Here is a 17,259-nt window from a genome sequence, read left to right as displayed (position 1 = left end):
GTCAGCACGGCATCCGCCGTGAGCGGAAGACCCTTCCCCTTGTGCTCAGATGCTGATCACATGAGTGCATGACAGATGTGCTGATCCTGGGTGGAACGGGCTGGTTGTCGAGCCGTATCGCCCGACGGATGCTGGTGAACGGAGCGACGGTCATGTGCCTCGCGCGGGGCGGGCGCCCCTCGCCGGAGGGGGCGAGTCTCGCACTGGCCGACCGGGATGATCCCACGGCGTACGACGCCGTGGCAGGTCGTGACTGGGATCACGTGATCGACGTCTCGTCCGATGCCGGTCACGTCGGGGCGGCTCTGTCCGCGCTGGCCGAGAGAGCGCGCAGGTGGACCTTCGTCTCGTCGGTGTCGGTCTATTCCGATGATGCGACGATCGGCGCTGACGAGACGGCACCGCTGCACGCGCCCGCAGAGCCGGGCGATGAATACGACTACGGCGCGCAGAAGGTGGCGGCGGAGAACGCAGTGCGCTCCGCCTTCGGCGATCGCGCGCTGATCGTCCGGCCGGGACTGATCGTCGGAGAGGGCGACCCCAGCGACCGCTTCGGCTACTGGGCGGCCGCCTTTCTGCGCGCGGAGGACGATCGCGTGCTCCTCCCTCGTACCGAGGGGCGCAGTGCGCAGGTCATCGATGTCGACGATCTGTCCGAGTTCATCGCGACGACGACGGCAGGAGGCACGGTCAACGCGGTCGGCGACCGCTGTTCATTGGCCCATGTGCTCGACGCCGTGCGCCGAAGCGCGGGGCATCGAGGCGACACTATCGAGGCCGACGATTCCTGGCTCCGGGACAACGGGGTCGCGTACTGGGCGGGGGAGCGCTCGCTGCCGCTGTGGCTCCCTGCGGAACTGACCGGCTTCATGACACGGTCGCACGCGCGCTACTCCGCCGCCGGGGGAGCACTGCGCTCGCTCGACGACACCGTCGCGACCGTGATGGCGGACGAGCAGGACCGCGGCCTCGATCGGAACAGGCGTGCGGGCCTGACTCGAGACGACGAACGGATGCTTCTGCGGCGACTCGCGTGAGCCGGGCCCATCGATAGACTTCGAACGAGTGACACGGGGTGCCGCATCCGCGGCTGAGAACAGACCCGTCGAACCTGATCTAGTTCGTACTAGCGAAGGGATGTCGCAATGAGCGATCGTCTGCGTCCGGAATCCGAATCGACCATCGTGGCCTCTGCCACGGACCTCCTGTCCGCGCTGAGGGCGGCACCGCCGTTGACCCACTGCATCACGAACGCCGTGGTGACCGGCTTCACGGCCAACGTCCTGCTGGCGCTCGGTGCCGCCCCGGCGATGGTCGACATCGTCGACGAGGCGGGGCTGTTCGCGGGCGTCGCCTCCGGGGTACTGATCAACCTCGGCACTCCGACCCCCGAGCAACGCGCCGCGAGCATCGAAGCCGTCGCCGGTGCCACGGCCGCGGGCACTCCCTGGGTGCTCGACCCGGTCGCCATCGGAGCGCTGCCCGTGCGCACGACGCTCGCGCACGATCTCGTCGCATCGGGACCCACGGCGATCAGGGGCAACGCCTCCGAGATCCTCGCGCTGGCAGGGCTCAGCGCCGGCGGGCGAGGAGTCGACGCGACCGACACCACGGATGCCGCTTCCGACGCCGCACTCGCGCTCGCCGCACGGCACGGCTCGGTGGTCGCCGTCTCGGGTGCCGTCGACCTCATCACCGACGGGCGCCGTGTCGTGCGGATCGCGAACGGCGATGAACTGCTCACCCGGGTCACCGGGGGCGGGTGCGCACTGGGTGCCGTGATGGCCGCCTTCCTCGGCGCCGCACGCGCGGCCGGAACGGATCCGCTGACCGCCGTCGCCGCGGCGAGCCTGGTGTACACCGTCGCCGCGGAACGCGCCGCAACACGGGCCTCGGGTCCTGGCAGCTTCGCGGTCGAGCTCCTCGATGCGCTCGCCTCGATCGGACCGCAGAACATCGCCGCTGCGGCGCGGGTCGAGGAGCGCGCACTGTGATCGCGGACCTCTCGCTGTATCTGGTCACGGATCCGGAGCTCTGCGGCGAACGCGGTGTCGTCGAGACCGTGCGTCGTGCCGTCGACGGCGGTGTGCGCATCGTGCAGCTGCGGGACAAGAACGCCACGGATGCCGAGACGACGGCGCAGCTCGTCGAGCTCTCGCGTGTGATCGACGGACGTGCGCTCCTCGTCGTGAACGACAGGCTCGACGCTGCCCTGGCCGCGCGGGAGCAGGGTGCGAAGGTCGACGGTGTGCATCTCGGGCAGGGCGATGCCTCGGTTCTGCGCGCGCGGGCGGCTCTGGGTGCCGAGGCGCTCATCGGCCTGACGGCGAACAGCCACGAGCACTTCGACGCTGTGCGCGCGCTGCCGCCCGGCACGGTCGACTATCTGGGAGTCGGCGTCATCCGCCCCACCCGCACCAAGCTCGACCACCCGCCGGCTCTCGGCATCGAGGGGTTCCGTGCTCTCGTCGAGACCACCGCCCTCCCGTGCGTGGCGATCGGAGGAGTGGGCATCGATGACACCGCGCCATTGCGGGCTGCCGGTGCGGCCGGGCTCGCCGTGGTCTCGGCGCTGTGCGCAGCCTCGGATCCGGCCGAGGCCGCCCGCGCCTTCGTGCGTCGTTGGCGTGCGGCCGGCACGCCTCGGGTGCTCAGCATCGCCGGGAGCGACCCGTCCGGCGGGGCGGGGATCCAGGCCGACCTCAAGTCGATCGCCGCGAACGGCGGCTACGGGATGGCGGCGCTCACAGCCCTCACCGCCCAGAACACCACCGGTGTGCGGAGTGTGCATGTGCCGCCCGCCGTCTTCGTGCGCGAGCAGCTCGACGCGATCTCCGATGACATCGTCGTCGACGCGGTCAAGATCGGGATGCTGGCGAATGCCCAGGTCATCCGCGCCGTCGCGGACTGGCTCGACACGGTGCGGCCGCCGATCGTCGTCCTCGATCCCGTCATGGTCGCCACCAGCGGCGACAGGCTGCTCGATGAGGATGCCGAGGCGGCGCTTCATGATCTGCTCCGGCGCGCTCACATCGTGACCCCCAACCTCGCCGAGCTCGCCGCGCTGGCCGGGCGCACGATCTCGGGGTGGGACGACGCACTCGCCGCCGCGGAGGAACTGTCGACGGTGATCGGGGCAGCGGTTCTCGTCAAGGGCGGGCACCTCGTCGGCGATGAGGTGCCCGACGCACTCGTGGACGTCGCAGCGGGAGTGCGTCGGGAGTATCCGGGCTCTCGGATCCGCACCTCGAACACCCACGGCACGGGGTGCTCGCTCTCGTCCGCACTGGCCACCCGTCTTGCTCGCGGCGAGACGACTGTCGACGCGGTCGCCTCGGCCAGGGCATGGCTGCGCGAGGCACTGCGCGAGAGCGTGACAATGCGCATCGGACGCGGTCACGGGCCCGTCAGCCATTTCGCGGGTCTGTGGGAGCGCGGCGGGCTCGAGACGCGACCGACCGCGGAGGAGATCCGCACCGCGTGGTGGGCGCGCACAGCAGAGGTGCGGGAGGGGATCGACGACCTCCCCTTCATCCGCGGCCTGGCCGACGGCACGCTCGCTCGGGAGCCCTTCCTGTTCTACCTCTCGCAGGACGCGCTGTACCTGCGCGAATACGCCCGCGTGCTCGCCGAAGCCTCACGCCTCGCGCCCACGCCGCACGAGCAGGCGTTCTGGGCGCGCTCCGCCGAGGGGGCGATCATCGGCGAGCTCGAGCTGCACGCGTCGTGGCTGACTCCGGGTGAGGGCGTCGATGCGGCGATGTTCTCGGCCGCTCCGGCTCCGGCGACCGTCGGGTACCTCGACCACCTGCGCTCGGTGGCCTTCGGCGGCGACTACGCCGAGCTCATCGCCGCGGTGCTGCCGTGCTTCTGGCTCTACACCGATCTCGGGCAGCGTCTGCACGCGGGGGAGTTCGGCGAGTACGCCCGGGATCCCCGGCATCCGTACGCTTCCTGGCTTGCGACATACGCCGACCCGGCGTTCGAGGATGCGACGGATCAGGCGATCGCCCTTGTCACCGCCGCAGCGGCGACCGCCACCCCGTCCACGCGGGATCGAATGCTCCGTGCCTTCGAGGTATCGAGCGCCCACGAGCTCTCCTTCTTCGCCGCACCGTTCGCCTCGGACGTCGCTCCGTGACGGAGCGGATTTGCGCATGCCGGGACGAGCGCGCTATCGTCGCGGCATGCCTTCGGCCGCCACCGCAACTCTGACGCTCGCTCCGAGCGTCATCGCCGTGCGCCGACGCCGCAGCGGCCGCCGACTCTAGGCGACCCTGCGCTTCTGCCTGCGTACGCACGGCGGTCGAGTGCCGGTGTCGCCGCCCCGGTTCCCGACACTGCACCCCGCGTTCGCCGAGGGGTCCGACCGTTAAGGTAGAAGAATGACGTATTCCGTCGCCGTCTCCGGCGCTTCCGGCTATGCGGGCGGCGAGATCCTGCGCCTTCTCGCGTCTCATCCCGACATCGAGATCCGCACCGTGACGGCACACTCGAACGCCGGTCAGCCCCTCGTGCAGCATCAGCCGCACCTGCGGTCGCTCGCGCACCTCACTCTGCAGGACACCACGCCCGAGACTCTCGCAGGTCACGACATCGTGTTCCTCGCCCTGCCGCACGGACAGTCCGGGCAGTACACCGATGCGCTCGACGACACGCCACTCGTGATCGACGCGGGAGCGGACCATCGACTGACCTCGCAGGCCTCCTGGGACGCGTTCTACGGTGGTGACTTCCACGAGCCGTGGGCCTACGGCGTCCCCGAGCTGCTCGTCGGCGGTGTCAAGCAGCGGGAGACCCTGCGCGGAGCGTCGCGCATCGCGGCTCCCGGCTGCAACGCCTCGACCGTGAGCTTGAGCCTCGCACCCGGCGTCGCCGCCGGAGTGATCGATGCGGGGGACATCGTCTCGGTGCTCGCCGTCGGCCCCTCGGGGGCGGGAAAGAGCCTCAAGACGAACCTGCTCGCCAGCGAGATCCTCGGCACCGCCAATCCGTACGCGGTCGGGGGCACGCACCGGCACATCCCAGAGATCCGGCAGGCGCTCGCCGCAGCATCCGGCGTTGTGCCCGAGGGCATCCGCATCTCGTTCACGCCGGTGCTGGTCCCGATGTCGCGGGGAATCCTCGCGACATCGACGGCTCCCATCGTCGACGGAGTCAGCGATGCCGAGATCCGCGCTGCGTGGGAAGACGCCTATGGCGACGAGACGTTCGTGCAGCTGCTGCCCGCAGGGCAGTTCCCTCGCACCGCCGACGTGCTCGGCGCCAACACCGCACTGATCGGCCTCGCGATCGATCGCGCGGCGAACCGCGTGACGGTCGTCACGGCGGCCGACAATCTCGTCAAGGGCACCGCAGGCGCTGCCATCCAGTCCATGAACCTCGCGCTGGGGCTTCCCGAGTCCCGCGCCCTCTCAGTGAACGGAGTCGCGCCGTGAGCGTCACCGCCCCCGCAGGATTCGAAGCGGCCGGAGTCGCCGCAGGTCTGAAGTCGACCGGCAAGCCCGATGTCGCGGTCGTCGTCAACCGCGGCCCGCGCAAGGTCGGAGCCGCGGTGTTCACGAGCAACCGCGCCAAGGCGAACCCGATCATCTGGTCACAGCAGGCAGTGGCCGACCGCGTGGTCGAGGCGGTCGTGTTGAACTCGGGCGGCGCGAACTGCTTCACCGGCAGCTTCGGCTTCCAGACGACGCACCAGACCGCTGAGAAGGCTGCCGAGCTGCTCGGCATCGGCGCCGGCGATGTGCTCGTGTGTTCGACGGGCCTCATCGGCGTCGGGGATGAGGTCTTCCGTGCCAAGGTCCTCGCGGGCACCGAGCAGGCGATCGCCGAGCTGTCGACGGACGGCGGTCAGATCGCGGCCGAGGCGATCATGACGACCGACAGTGTCTCGAAGACGGCCGTCATCACGCGCGACGGCTGGACCATCGGCGGCATGGCCAAGGGCGCGGGCATGCTCGCACCGGGACTCGCGACGATGCTCGTGGTCATCACGACGGATGCGGTGCTCGAGCCGCTCGAGGCAGATGCCGCGCTGCGATTCGCGACCGGCACGACATTCGACCGCCTCGACTCGGACGGCTGCATGTCGACGAACGACCAGGTCACTCTGCTGGCCAACGGCGCCTCCGGTGTCGCCCCCGAGCTCAAGGACTTCTCGACCGCACTCGCGGAACTGTGTCAGGAGCTCGCGGTCAAGCTGCAGGGCGACGCCGAGGGAGCCAGCCACGACATCACCATCGAGGTGCAGCACGCCGCGACCGAGGGGGAAGCCGTCGAGGTCGGTCGCTCCGTCGCGCGCAACAACCTCTTCAAGGCCGCCATCTTCGGCAACGACCCCAACTGGGGACGGGTGCTCGCGGCGATCGGCACCACGAACGCCCAGTTCGACCCGTACGACGTCGACGTCTGGATGAACGGCGTGCGGGTGTGCAGCGAGGGAGGCCCTGACCGTCCGCGTGAAGAGGTCGACCTCACTCCGCGCGCGACGCATCTCGTGATCGACCTCAAGGTCGGGGATGCCACCGCGACCATCCTGACGAACGACCTCACCCACGACTACGTGCACGAGAACAGCGCTTACGCCTCATGACCGACATCCAGGACACCACCCCGGACGTCGCCGCAGTCAAGGCCGCGACCCTCATCGAGTCGCTTCCGTGGCTGAAGAAGTTCCGCGACCAGATCGTCGTCGTCAAGTACGGCGGCAATGCGATGGTCTCGGACGAGCTGCAGGAGGCCTTCGCGCAGGACATCGCCTATCTGCGATACGTCGGCGTGCTGCCTGTCGTCGTGCACGGCGGCGGACCGCAGATCTCCGACATGCTGCAGCGTCTCGAGATCCCGAGCGAGTTCAAGGGCGGCTACCGGGTCACCAACACCGAGGCGATCAGCGTGGTGCGCATGGTGCTCACCGGTCAGGTGAACCCCCAGCTGGTTTCCAAGATCAACTCGCACGGTCCGATCGCGACCGGGCTGAGCGGCGAGGACGCGGGCCTGTTCGGCGGTCGTCGTCGCGGTGTCGTGATCGACGGCGAGGAGATCGACCTCGGACGCGTCGGCGACGTCGTGGAGGTCGACCCGACGCCGGTGCTGGATCACCTTGCGGCCGGCCGCGTGCCCGTCGTGTCGAGCATCGCGCCCGACCTCGATCACCCCGGCCAGTCGCTCAACGTGAACGCGGATGCGGCGGCGGCAGCCCTCGCCGTGGCGCTCAAGGCTCGCAAGCTCGTCATCCTCACCGATGTGCCGGGGCTCTACGCCGACTGGCCCAACCGCGACTCGCTCGTCTCGCACCTCACCTCGGAGGCTCTCATCGAGATGCTGCCGACACTCGAATCCGGCATGATCCCGAAGATGAAGGCGTGCCTGGATGCGATCGAAGGCGGCGTCGACGCCGCCGCCATCATCGACGGAAGAGTGCCGCACTCGGTGCTCGTCGAACTCTTCACCAGCAAGGGAATCGGAACAGAAGTGGTCATGGGAAGCGCAGGGACGAACGCATGAGCAATTGGCAGGATGACGCAGCGAGTGATCTGGTCCTCAACGCAGGGCCGCGCCTGGCGATGCTCACCCGTGGCGAGGGGTCGTACCTCTGGGACTCCGAGGGCAAACGCCACCTCGACTTCCTCGCCGGCATCGCGGTGACCTCCCTCGGCCACGCGCATCCGGTCTTCGTCGAGGCGGTCTCGAAGCAGGCGGCCACACTCGCGCACGTGTCCAACTACTTCGCGACGCCTTCGCAGCTCGCCCTCGCCGCTCGGCTGAAGCGCCTCGCCGGCGCCGGTATCGACGGGCGGGTGTTCTTCTCGAACTCGGGCGCCGAGGCGAACGAGGCCGCGTTCAAGCTCGCCCGTCTGCACGGCGGAACCGAGAAGCCGCGCATCATCGCGTTGGAGAACGGGTTCCACGGACGCACGATGGGGTCGCTCGCCCTCACGGCCAAGGCCGCCATGCGGGCGCCGTTCGAGCCGATGCCCGGGGGAGTGGAGCACGTCCCGGCGACCGTCGAGGCCCTCGAAGCCGCGATCGACGACCGGGTCGCGGCGGTCATCGTCGAACCGATCCAGGGTGAGGCCGGCGTGGTCGAGCTTCCCGACGGGTACCTGCAGGCCGCGCGCTCGCTGACGCTGAAGCACGGGGCGCTGCTCATCGTCGACGAGATCCAGACGGGCGCCGGACGCACGGGGGCCTGGTTCGGCTTCAGCCATGAGGGCATCACGCCCGACGCGATCACGCTCGCGAAGGGCATCGGCGGAGGCTTCCCGATCGGCGCTCTCGTCACCTACGGTGCGGCGAGCTCGCTCTTCACGCCCGGTTCGCACGGATCCACATTCGGGGGCAACCCGCTGGCGACGGCTGTGGCCGATGCCGTGCTCACCGAGATCGAGGGCGCCGGACTCGTCGAGAACGCTGCGCGCCGTGGCGAGGAGCTCCGCCAGATCATCCTCGGGCTGCAGTCGCCGCTCGTCACAGGCGTGCGCGGTCGCGGCCTGCTCATCGGTGTCGCGCTGAACGCCCCCGTCGCGAACGAGGTCGTCGCCGCCGCGCAGGAGCGTGGCCTCATCGTGAACGCCGCCAACCCCGAGACGGTGCGCATCGCCCCGGCTCTCACCATCGGAGACGCTGAACTCGCCGAGTTCCGCGAGCTCTTCGCCGCCTCGCTCGCCGACGTGCAGGCATCCCTCGCCGAATCCGGAAAGGCCCCCGCATGACCCGCCACCTGCTGCGTGACGATGATCTGACCCCCGCCGAGCAGGCCGAGATCCTCGATCTCGCCATCGAACTGAAGAAGGACCGCTGGGCGAACAAGGCCCTCGCCGGTCCCCAGACGGTCGCGGTGATCTTCGACAAGTCCTCCACGCGCACCCGCGTGTCGTTCGCCGTCGGTATCGCGGACCTCGGCGGTTCGCCGCTGATCATCTCGACCGCGAGCAGCCAGCTGGGCGGCAAGGAGACCCCGTCCGACACCGCACGGGTGCTCGAGCGCCAGGTCGCGGCGATCGTCTGGCGCACCTACGCGCAGGCAGGCCTCGAAGAGATGGCGGCCGGCACCACGGTGCCCGTCGTCAACGCTCTCTCCGACGACTTCCACCCGTGTCAGCTGCTCGCCGACCTGCTCACGATCCGCGAGCACAAGGGCGCCCTGAAGGGTCTGACCTTGACGTTCTTCGGCGACGGTCAGAGCAACATGGCGCACTCGTACGCGCTCGCCGGCGTCACTGCCGGCATGCACGTGCGCATCGTCTCGCCGGTCGACTACGCGCCCCGAGCAGACGTGGTCGAGGCCGCCGATCGCCGAGCCGCCGAGACCGGTGGATCCATCACGCTCTACACCGACGCCGTCGAGGCCGCTGCGGGCGCAGACGTCGTGGTGACCGACACCTGGGTGTCGATGGGAAAGGAAGAGGAGAAGCTCGCGCGCATCCGCGATCTCGGCGGCTACAAGGTGACGCCCGAGACCATGCAGCTCGCCGATCCCGAGGCCATCTTCATCCACTGCCTCCCCGCCGACCGCGGCTATGAAGTGGACTCCGAGGTCATCGACGGACCCCAGAGCGTGGTCTGGGATGAGGCGGAGAACCGTCTGCACGCCCAGAAGGCGCTGCTCGTCTGGCTGCTCGGCAAGAAGGACGCGTGATGGTCGACTCGAAGAACGAAGGAACCAACGAGGGAGCCCTCTGGGGTGCTCGATTCGCGAGCGGTCCCTCTCCCGAGCTCGTCGAACTCAGCAGATCGACGCATTTCGACTGGATTCTCGCGCCGTACGACATCGCGGGCTCGCACGCTCATGCGACAGCACTCGAGGCCGCAGGGTACCTCGAGCCCGATGAGGCGACGAGGATGCACGAGGGACTCGACGTCGTGGCGCTCAAGGTCGCAGAGGGAACACTGCTGCCCGTTCCGTCGGATGAGGACGTCCACGGCGCGCTCGAGCAGGCGCTGATCGCCGAGCTCGGACCCGAGCTGGGAGGACGTCTGCGCGCCGGGCGCAGCCGCAACGACCAGATCGCCACGCTCGTGCGCATGTATCTGATCGACCATGCCCGCGTGATCGCGCGCGATCTGCTCCGAGTCATCGACGCCCTCGTGGCGCAGGCCGAAGCGCATCCTGACGCGATCCTGCCGGGACGCACGCATCTGCAGCACGCGCAGCCGGTACTCCTCGCCCACCACCTGCAGGCCCATGGCTGGCCGCTCGTGCGTGAGCTCGAGCGACTGGTCGACTGGCGACGCCGCGCCGGCGTCTCGCCGTACGGCGGCGGAGCCCTCGCAGGCTCGACGCTCGGACTCGACCCCGCGTTGGTCGCATCCGAGCTCGGACTCGACCGCCCGGCCGAGAACTCCCTCGACGGCACCGCGGCGCGCGATGTCGTCGCCGAGTTCGCGTTCATCGCCGCCATGACCGGGGTCGATCTGTCGCGTCTCAGCGAGGAGATCATCCTCTGGAACACGCGCGAGTTCGGCTTCGTCACGCTGCACGACGGGTACTCGACCGGTTCGAGCATCATGCCGCAGAAGAAGAACCCCGACATCGCCGAGCTCGCTCGTGGCAAGTCAGGGCGTCTGATCGGCAATCTGTCGGGGCTGCTGGCCACGCTCAAGGGCCTTCCGCTCGCCTACAACCGCGACCTGCAGGAAGACAAGGAGCCGGTGTTCGACTCGGTGCAGACGCTCGAGGTCGTGCTCCCTGCATTCGCCGGGATGATCGCGACGCTGCGCTTCGACACCGATCGGATGGCGGCACTCGCGCCGCAGGGGTTCTCGCTCGCGACCGATGTCGCGGAATGGCTCGTGAAGCGTCGGGTGCCGTTCCGCGACGCGCACGAGATCTCGGGCGCGCTCGTGCGGGCCTGCGAAGAGCAGGGGATCGGCCTCGAGGACGCCTCCGACGAGCTGCTCCTCTCGGTCTCGCCGCATCTGGTCGCGGAGGTGCGCGAGGTTCTCACGATCGAGGGTTCGGTGGCATCGCGCACCGGCGCCGGAGGGACGGCTCCCGTCAGAGTCGCCGAGCAGCGAGCCGAGCTCGTGGCTCGCGCCCAGGCTGCCGCGCACGCGCTCGGTCTCTAGGGACAGACGGCAGACGGCGGATGCGACGACTCCGCACGTGTGGACGGAGCGCGGAGAGTCTCGGTGACTGCTCCGCGCTCCGTCCCTCTGTCCGCAGAACGTCAGTCGCCCGGATCAGTGCAGTGCGACGTCGGCGGCTGACTTCGTCCAGCGGGTGAAGCGCACGACCAGCCCCGCGCGGGTGGGGCCGGCGAGGAACGGACCGGCGGATGCTGCGGCGTCGCCGTCGAACGGTGCGACGCGTACCAGCTGCCAGTCGCCGTCGTCCGCTCGCGCGCGCACGATGATGGCATCCGGCCAGCGGCTCACGCGCACGGTGATCTCCCGGCCGTGCCAGTCGTCGACGTGGCCGACCGACCAGTCGGAACGAACATCCGTGACGACGGCGCCGAGGCCGAGATGATCGTCGGCGTACTCGATGCCCGCTTTGATCCAGTGTTCGTCGTCGACGCGGACGAACACTCCGGCCTGGTCGAACTGGCCGTCCCAGGGCGCCCGGAAGGAGACGTCCATGGCTTCGCCCACGGCCAGGGGAACCAGGAGCGCGTGCTCGGTATCGTGGACGAAGCCGTAGGCGGTGTGGCGCCAGGCGTCGCTGCCTTCGACCGCGGTGACGACGAGCTGACCCTCGTCGACGGAAGTGGAAGCGGGCTCGTTCGTCCAGGAGCCGTCGGCCCAGGAAATGATGTCTGATTCAGGCATGTCACGAGGATATAGCCAAATAAGGCATAACCACAACTTATGCATGATATGGTTATGGCATGGTCATCGCCGTACTCGCAGACATCGTCGGCTCCCGCAGGCTCGACGACCGCACGGCAGCGCAGCGCACACTCGACGACACCATCGTCCGCGTCGAGCGCGATGCGCCTCTGGCTCAACAGCCCTTGACCCCCACGGTCGGAGACGAGCAGCAGGGGGTCTATCGGCGCCTCGGCGACGCCATGATCTCGCTTCTGATGATCCAGCTCGCCCTTCCCGACGGGATCGCCTTCCGTTTCGGCATCGGCGTCGGTCCCGTCAGCGCCGTCGACTCGGTGCATGGCGAGCTCGCCGACGGACCGGGGTGGTACGCGGCCCGCGCCGCCATCGAGACCGTGCATACGAGGGAGGGCCGCGCCGTGCCGCGCACCCGAACATGGATTGTCGGAGCCCCCGGGCAGGATGAGGTCATGGAGAGCACGATCGCGGCATCGAACGCCTACCTCCTCGTCCGCGACGAGGTGGTCGGGGCCATGAACGAGCGAGAACGTCGTCTCACCTACGGGCGCCTGATCGGCCGATCTCAGCATGAGCTGGCTGCCGAAGAGGGCATCTCGCAGCCGAGCGTCTCGAAGTCGCTGCGGAGCGCCGGGAGCGCGGCGATCATCGAGGGCGTGTCTGCGCTGAGGGGAGCGAACGCATGATCGTCGCCGGGTTCCTGCTGCTCGCTGTGGGCTCGGCCGATCTCGTCCGCCAATTCGCGCCGCGTCGGTGGATCGGCTACCTCGCGGTGACGATCGTCCTGCTGTTGCTCGGCAGTGTGAGCGATGCGCTGCTGCCGATGCTCGCGGGGCTGGTCGTCGGCGCGCTGTGGGTCTGGTGCATGCCGACCGAGAGACCCGCCGTGCTCGGGTTCTGGCCCGCCGTGCTGCTCGGCCTGTCGAGCGTCGGCGCCGTGGTGTGGCTCGGCGCTCGCACGGATGCCGGTCTGATCGGTTCGGTATGGGCTCTGCGCTCGCCGTTCGGCGACGTGCCCTTCGATCTCGCGATCCTCACGCTCGGGGCCGGGGTGTTCCTGCTCGAGTCCGCGAACCTCGTCGTCCGGGCCGCTCTCGACGGCGAGCACACCTGGCGTCCCGCAGAGCTGTGGCGGATCGCCCCTGAGCCAGTCGAACCGAAACCGCTGTCTGTCGGGAGCACGACCCCCGAGACTGCCTCCGCCCAGAGCGCTCCCACCGAGATCCCGGCATCCGATCCTCGGGCCGGATTCAAGGGTGGACGTCTGATCGGGCCGCTCGAGCGCATCCTGGTGATGCTCCTCACGCTTGCTGCCGCCTACCCGATTCTGGCGGCGATGCTCGCCGCCAAGGGCATCGTCCGGTTCCCTGAGATCTCGCGCGACGGCGAGACCGGGGCGCGGGCGGAGTACTTCCTCGTCGGCAGCCTGGTGAGTTGGGTGATCGGGCTGGGGGCGGCCTTCCTCGTATGGTGGGCTGCTCACAGCTGACGACTCCGGTGCACCCGCGCCACGGCGAATGGGACGCACGCACCGCTGATAGCCTGGAGCGCGTGTCGAATTCCGATCTGACGACCGCCCCGCCGGCGATCGACCCCACGTTCGAGAACGTGTGGGACGAACTGCTGTGGCGCGGCCTCGTCCATGTGTCCACTGACCAGGAGGCGCTGCGCGCCCTTCTCGCGGGGGATCCGATCACGTATTACTGCGGCTTCGACCCGACGGCTCCGAGTCTGCACCTGGGACACCTCGTCCAGCTGCTCACTCTGCGTCGGCTTCAGCTCGCCGGACACAAGCCGCTCGGACTCGTCGGAGGATCGACCGGCCTCATCGGCGATCCCCGACCGACAGCCGAGCGCACGCTGAACACGCGAGAGACGGTCGCCGCGTGGGTGGACCGTCTGCGCGGGCAGGTCGAGCAGTACCTGAGCTTCGAGGGCGAGAACGCGGCCCGCATGGTGAACAACCTCGACTGGACGGCTCCGCTGTCGGCGATCGACTTCCTGCGGGAGATCGGCAAGCACTACCGGGTCGGAACCATGCTGAAGAAGGATGCGGTCGCGGCTCGTCTGAACTCGGACGCCGGCATCAGCTACACGGAGTTCAGCTACCAGATCCTGCAGGGTATCGACTTCCTGGAGCTGTACCGTCAGTACGACTGCGTGCTGCAGACAGGCGGCTCGGATCAGTGGGGCAACCTCACGAGCGGCACCGATCTGATCCACCGGGTCGAGGGCGTGTCGGTGCACGCGATCGGCACTCCGCTGATCACGAACAGCGATGGCACCAAGTTCGGCAAGAGCGAGGGCAACGCGATCTGGATCGATGCCGATCTCACCAGCCCGTACGCCTTCTACCAGTTCTGGCTCAGCACGGCCGACGCCGATGTCATCGAGCGTCTGAAGGTGTTCACCTTCCTCAGCCGCGCCGAGATCGAGGAGTACGAGGCGCTCGTCGAGTCCGAGCCGTTCCGGCGTGCCGCGCAGAAGCGTCTGGCGCTCGAGGTCGTCGCCATCGTGCATGGCATCGATGCGACGGCCGCCGTGATCGCGGCCTCCGAGGCGCTGTTCGGTCAGGGAGACCTGACCGCACTGGATGCGTCGACGCTGCGCACTGCGCTCGACGAGCTGCCGAACGCGACGCTCGCCCGAGGGGCGTCGGTCGTCGATGCGCTCGTCGCCACGGGGCTCGTCTCGAGCGCATCCGAAGCACGCCGCGCCATTGCTCAGGGCGGTGTGTCGCTCGATGGGGCACGTGTCGAAGACGATGCCGCCACTGTGGAGGGAACTCTGCCAGGAGGAGTGTCCGTGCTCCGTCGCGGCAAGAAGACCCTCGCAGGAGTCTTCCTGGGGTGAGGTCCTTTTCAGGTCGCCTGACGGCGGCCGTCTGAGAGTTCTCTGACGGCCGCCGTCAAAGCCTCCATCTCTCAGATCGACAGGAGCCACCGATGCCGTTCACGCCGAGTCACGCGGTGGTCGCGCTTCCGTTCATCCGCACCCCACTCGTCCCGGCCGCGATCGCGATCGGCGCGATGACGCCGGATCTTCCGCTGTTCATCCGGGGGATCGGGCTCGGGTACTCGTTCACTCACACGTTCGCCAACGTGGTCTGGACAGCGTCGGTGGCTTTCGTCCTGTTCCTGCTGTGGCGTGTCGTGCTGCGCCCAGCAGTCGGAGAGCTGTCTCCGCTCTGGCTGGCCCGTCGCCTGCCCGCGTGCTGGTCGCGGTCAGGCATCGGTGCGGCACGAGACGCCGTCGGCATCGGTGCGCCGAATCGGCTCTATCCGGTGATGCTGGCAGTCTCGTTGGTGCTGGGTGTGCTGACGCACATCGTCTGGGATCTCTTCACGCACGAAGGCAGGTGGGGCGTCGATGTGCTTCCCGCACTCGACGAGAGGTGGGGGCCGTTCACCGGATACAAGTGGCTGCAGCACGGGTCGAGCGTGATCGGGCTGCTCGTGATCGCCATCTGGGCTCTCCGCCGGCTGAACCGTGCCGAACCGCGCGAACACGTCGAGCGCGTCACGCCGCCGCCCGTCCGAATCGCGTGGTGGGTGTCGCTGCCTGTTGTACTGATCACGGCGTGGGCTGTGGGGTATGCGGCGTACGGGCCGTTCACCGAGGATTTCACGTATCAGCACCTCGCCTATCGGGTGTTACCGCCGGCGTGCGCAGTGTGGGGCGTGCTCACACTCGCGCTCTGTGCGGCCCTGCCGCTGTTCCGCCGCGTTCACCACCGGGGCTGATCAGATCCCCATCGATGAGGCGCGGTGAGCTCGAATCCCGGCAGCGCTGATCCCGCAGTGGTGATCCTCTGCCCTCCGATGTCGAACGCCACGGTGTGGACGGAGGGGTCCACGTCTCGTTCTGCTTCCGCCGCCGAGGATCTGGGCATCCCGAGCAGTTCGGCAGCCACTCTTCGCAGTGAGGTGCGCACCACCCAGCCGCCCCCGTCTCGACGTCGCCGTTCGAGCAGCGCGATGATCGCAGCCGCAAGGAGGTAACCGGCGCTGTGATCCAGCGCCTGCGCGGGCAGAGCCCCAGGGCGATCCCCATCCACCGACTCCACCAGGGCGATCCCGGACTCTGCCTGCACGAGACTGTCGAACCCGGCGCGATCCGGGTGTTCGATGCCCCACGCGCTGAGTTGGGCCACCAACAGACCCGGATGCTGCTCGAGCAGTGCGTCCGGCGAGAGACCGAGGCGATCGAGAGCCTGCGGTCGGTACCCGAGCACGACGACGTCAGCTGTGGCGAGCAGTTCACGCATCCGCTGCGCTCGGGCGTCGAGCAGCGTCGATCTCTTGCCGTGCCCGGTGTCGAAGTGCTGCCACTCGGGCTCGGCGAGCTGCGGAGGATCGATGCGCAGCACGTCGGCGCCCAGAAGCGCGAGAGTGCGCGTGCAGACGGGGCCTGCGATCACCCGGGTGAGGTCGAGCACGCGCACGCCGGCGAGTGGCAGAGGTGAGTCCCGATCGCGGCTCGGGGACCGGGTGTCTGATCGAGACGCGGCGGTTCTCCGGATGTGCAGCAGGGGAGTGGCGCGCAACCGCGCGTCGAGCGCGTCGTCCTCGGGCAGCACGGGAACCGCCAGCCCGCGGGCCCCGGTGATCCGCGCGACCGCGTCGACGGCCGGCAGCGTCAGCAGCGCGTCCCTGGCATCGTCGCCGGTGGCGCGGTCTGTGAGACCCAAGCCGACGAGCATCCGCTGCGCATGGTGGGGGTAGTTGCCGTGCGTGCGGATCCAGCCGTCGGCGACGCGGAAGAATCCCGAGTACGGCGACCAGACCTCCGGGGCGAGACCGTCGATGGTGAGAACCCGGTCGCTTCGGTAGGCCATGGCGATGCGGTCCGGGTCGGGCAAGGCGACGATGCCCGCGGCCAGACAGACCGAGCGCACACTCGCCCAGGCGAGATCCGATGTGGCGAGACGCGAGTGCAGCGGCACAGGGTGAGGTGACGGCCGCCCGTCATCGGTGCTCTCCTGCGCAATGCCGAGCGACGAGCACACACGGGACAGAAGCGCGGCAGCGGCGTCGTGATTCGTCGGATCGGTCACGCTGCGATCGTACTCGTGGCGGCGATCAGGGCCGAATGTCCGCCTGGACAGGGAAAACCCGGAGGAGTGCACGGAGCGAAACGCCCGGGGGTGGTGGCCCGATTTGCCAGAACCCCAGAATCCCCGTAACTTATTACTTGTTCGCCCCACAGGGAAGCGGAGGAGCCGAGAGCTTCACCCCCCTCAAGCGGAGAACCACCTCCCGCATCTACTCACTTGTGAGAACAGACGCCTGCGTCTAGGATGGGAGATCCACCCCGTCTGCGGCTGTCACAGGCTGCGCACCGGATCCAAGATCCGCGCGGCGCGCTGATTTGACAAGCGAGACGGGATGGCTAAGATAGAGAAGTTGCCCTTCGGGCCTGGTTGTGATGACTGGGTCGTGGGAGCATCCGATCCTTGAGAACTCAACA

At 68.7% G+C, this 17,259-nt stretch carries 15 protein-coding genes and 1 riboswitch; of the genes, 13 read left to right on the top strand and 2 right to left on the bottom strand.

Going from position 1 to position 17,259, the window contains the following annotated elements:
* Positions 1 to 68: 68 nt before the first annotated feature.
* From AC3WS6_RS13260 to argH, 9 genes are all read left to right on the top strand, one after another.
* Positions 69 to 1,037 (top strand): NAD-dependent epimerase/dehydratase family protein, encoded by a 969-nt coding sequence (locus AC3WS6_RS13260; protein WP_492501516.1) that lies wholly within the window; start codon positions 69 to 71, stop codon positions 1,035 to 1,037.
* 24 nt (positions 1,038 to 1,061) lie between these two features.
* Positions 1,062 to 1,155, top strand: a riboswitch (TPP riboswitch).
* The gene (gene thiM, locus AC3WS6_RS13255; RefSeq protein ID WP_492501515.1) at positions 1,146 to 1,994 is read left to right on the top strand and encodes a hydroxyethylthiazole kinase; all 849 of its coding nucleotides are present in this window, start codon (positions 1,146 to 1,148) and stop codon (positions 1,992 to 1,994) included. Its footprint overlaps the riboswitch before it by 10 nt.
* Positions 1,991 to 4,141: a bifunctional hydroxymethylpyrimidine kinase/phosphomethylpyrimidine kinase gene (locus tag AC3WS6_RS13250; RefSeq protein WP_492501514.1), complete on the top strand. Its 2,151-nt coding sequence runs from the start codon at positions 1,991 to 1,993 to the stop codon at positions 4,139 to 4,141. The genes thiM and AC3WS6_RS13250 overlap by 4 nt, the downstream gene beginning before the upstream one ends.
* A gap of 244 nt (positions 4,142 to 4,385) precedes the next feature.
* Positions 4,386 to 5,438, top strand: a complete 1,053-nt coding sequence (gene argC / locus AC3WS6_RS13245) for an N-acetyl-gamma-glutamyl-phosphate reductase (protein ID WP_492501513.1) — start codon at positions 4,386 to 4,388, stop codon at positions 5,436 to 5,438.
* Entirely contained in the window at positions 5,435 to 6,592 is a 1,158-nt protein-coding gene (gene argJ / locus AC3WS6_RS13240; protein WP_492501512.1) for a bifunctional glutamate N-acetyltransferase/amino-acid acetyltransferase ArgJ, read from the top strand. Before argC ends, argJ begins: the two co-directional genes overlap by 4 nt.
* Positions 6,589 to 7,506, top strand: coding sequence for an acetylglutamate kinase (gene argB / locus AC3WS6_RS13235; RefSeq protein WP_492501511.1), 918 nt, complete (start codon positions 6,589 to 6,591; stop codon positions 7,504 to 7,506). The genes argJ and argB overlap by 4 nt, the downstream gene beginning before the upstream one ends.
* Complete coding sequence (locus AC3WS6_RS13230; protein ID WP_492501510.1) at positions 7,503 to 8,714, top strand: acetylornithine transaminase; 1,212 nt, start codon at positions 7,503 to 7,505, stop codon at positions 8,712 to 8,714. The genes argB and AC3WS6_RS13230 overlap by 4 nt, the downstream gene beginning before the upstream one ends.
* Positions 8,711 to 9,640, top strand: a complete 930-nt coding sequence (argF, locus tag AC3WS6_RS13225; protein ID WP_492501509.1) for an ornithine carbamoyltransferase — start codon at positions 8,711 to 8,713, stop codon at positions 9,638 to 9,640. Before AC3WS6_RS13230 ends, argF begins: the two co-directional genes overlap by 4 nt.
* On the top strand, positions 9,640 to 11,070 hold the full coding sequence (argH, locus tag AC3WS6_RS13220) for an argininosuccinate lyase (RefSeq protein WP_492501508.1): 1,431 nt from the start codon (positions 9,640 to 9,642) through the stop codon (positions 11,068 to 11,070). The genes argF and argH overlap by 1 nt, the downstream gene beginning before the upstream one ends.
* Before the next feature lie 114 nt (positions 11,071 to 11,184).
* On the opposite strand, the gene AC3WS6_RS13215 is transcribed toward argH, so the two are convergent.
* Positions 11,185 to 11,772 (bottom strand): DUF1349 domain-containing protein, encoded by a 588-nt coding sequence (locus tag AC3WS6_RS13215; protein WP_492501507.1) that lies wholly within the window; start codon positions 11,770 to 11,772, stop codon positions 11,185 to 11,187.
* Positions 11,773 to 11,831: 59 nt separating this feature from the next.
* Between AC3WS6_RS13215 and AC3WS6_RS13210 the strand changes: the two genes are divergently transcribed.
* The 4 genes from AC3WS6_RS13210 (at position 11,832) to AC3WS6_RS13195 (ending at position 15,533) form a co-directional block, all read left to right on the top strand.
* A complete protein-coding gene (locus tag AC3WS6_RS13210; protein WP_492501506.1) occupies positions 11,832 to 12,476 on the top strand; it encodes a SatD family protein in 645 nt (214 codons plus the stop codon).
* Positions 12,473 to 13,279: a hypothetical protein gene (locus tag AC3WS6_RS13205; protein ID WP_492501505.1), complete on the top strand. Its 807-nt coding sequence runs from the start codon at positions 12,473 to 12,475 to the stop codon at positions 13,277 to 13,279. The genes AC3WS6_RS13210 and AC3WS6_RS13205 overlap by 4 nt, the downstream gene beginning before the upstream one ends.
* A gap of 62 nt (positions 13,280 to 13,341) precedes the next feature.
* The gene (gene tyrS / locus AC3WS6_RS13200; protein ID WP_492501504.1) at positions 13,342 to 14,643 is read left to right on the top strand and encodes a tyrosine--tRNA ligase; all 1,302 of its coding nucleotides are present in this window, start codon (positions 13,342 to 13,344) and stop codon (positions 14,641 to 14,643) included.
* A gap of 92 nt (positions 14,644 to 14,735) precedes the next feature.
* Positions 14,736 to 15,533 (top strand): DUF4184 family protein, encoded by a 798-nt coding sequence (locus tag AC3WS6_RS13195; RefSeq protein ID WP_492501503.1) that lies wholly within the window; start codon positions 14,736 to 14,738, stop codon positions 15,531 to 15,533.
* On the opposite strand, the gene AC3WS6_RS13190 is transcribed toward AC3WS6_RS13195, so the two are convergent.
* Positions 15,518 to 16,846 carry a CoA transferase gene (locus AC3WS6_RS13190; RefSeq protein WP_492501502.1) on the bottom strand — a complete coding sequence of 443 codons (1,329 nt, stop codon included), beginning with the start codon at positions 16,844 to 16,846 and terminating at the stop codon, positions 15,518 to 15,520. The genes AC3WS6_RS13195 and AC3WS6_RS13190 overlap by 16 nt on opposite strands.
* Positions 16,847 to 17,259 lie beyond the last annotated feature (413 nt).

The sequence above is a fragment of the Microbacterium sp. EB106-03-03-XG65 genome (assembly GCF_058791955.1).
Note: the sequence above shows the minus strand (reverse complement) of the source record. Positions and strands in the feature narration are given on the sequence as shown.

Bases quoted from the DNA above. Each gene is read 5' to 3' on its own strand.
- AC3WS6_RS13260 (WP_492501516.1), top strand. From the start codon at position 69: ATGACAGATGTGCTGATCCTGGGTGGAACGGGCTGGTTGTCGAGCCGT.
- thiM (WP_492501515.1), top strand. From the start codon at position 1,146: ATGAGCGATCGTCTGCGTCCGGAATCCGAATCGACCATCGTGGCCTCT.
- argC (WP_492501513.1), top strand. From the start codon at position 4,386: ATGACGTATTCCGTCGCCGTCTCCGGCGCTTCCGGCTATGCGGGCGGC.
- argB (WP_492501511.1), top strand. From the start codon at position 6,589: ATGACCGACATCCAGGACACCACCCCGGACGTCGCCGCAGTCAAGGCC.
- AC3WS6_RS13230 (WP_492501510.1), top strand. From the start codon at position 7,503: ATGAGCAATTGGCAGGATGACGCAGCGAGTGATCTGGTCCTCAACGCA.
- argF (WP_492501509.1), top strand. From the start codon at position 8,711: ATGACCCGCCACCTGCTGCGTGACGATGATCTGACCCCCGCCGAGCAG.
- argH (WP_492501508.1), top strand. From the start codon at position 9,640: ATGGTCGACTCGAAGAACGAAGGAACCAACGAGGGAGCCCTCTGGGGT.
- AC3WS6_RS13215 (WP_492501507.1), bottom strand. From the start codon at position 11,772: ATGCCTGAATCAGACATCATTTCCTGGGCCGACGGCTCCTGGACGAAC.
- AC3WS6_RS13210 (WP_492501506.1), top strand. From the start codon at position 11,832: ATGGTCATCGCCGTACTCGCAGACATCGTCGGCTCCCGCAGGCTCGAC.
- AC3WS6_RS13205 (WP_492501505.1), top strand. From the start codon at position 12,473: ATGATCGTCGCCGGGTTCCTGCTGCTCGCTGTGGGCTCGGCCGATCTC.
- AC3WS6_RS13195 (WP_492501503.1), top strand. From the start codon at position 14,736: ATGCCGTTCACGCCGAGTCACGCGGTGGTCGCGCTTCCGTTCATCCGC.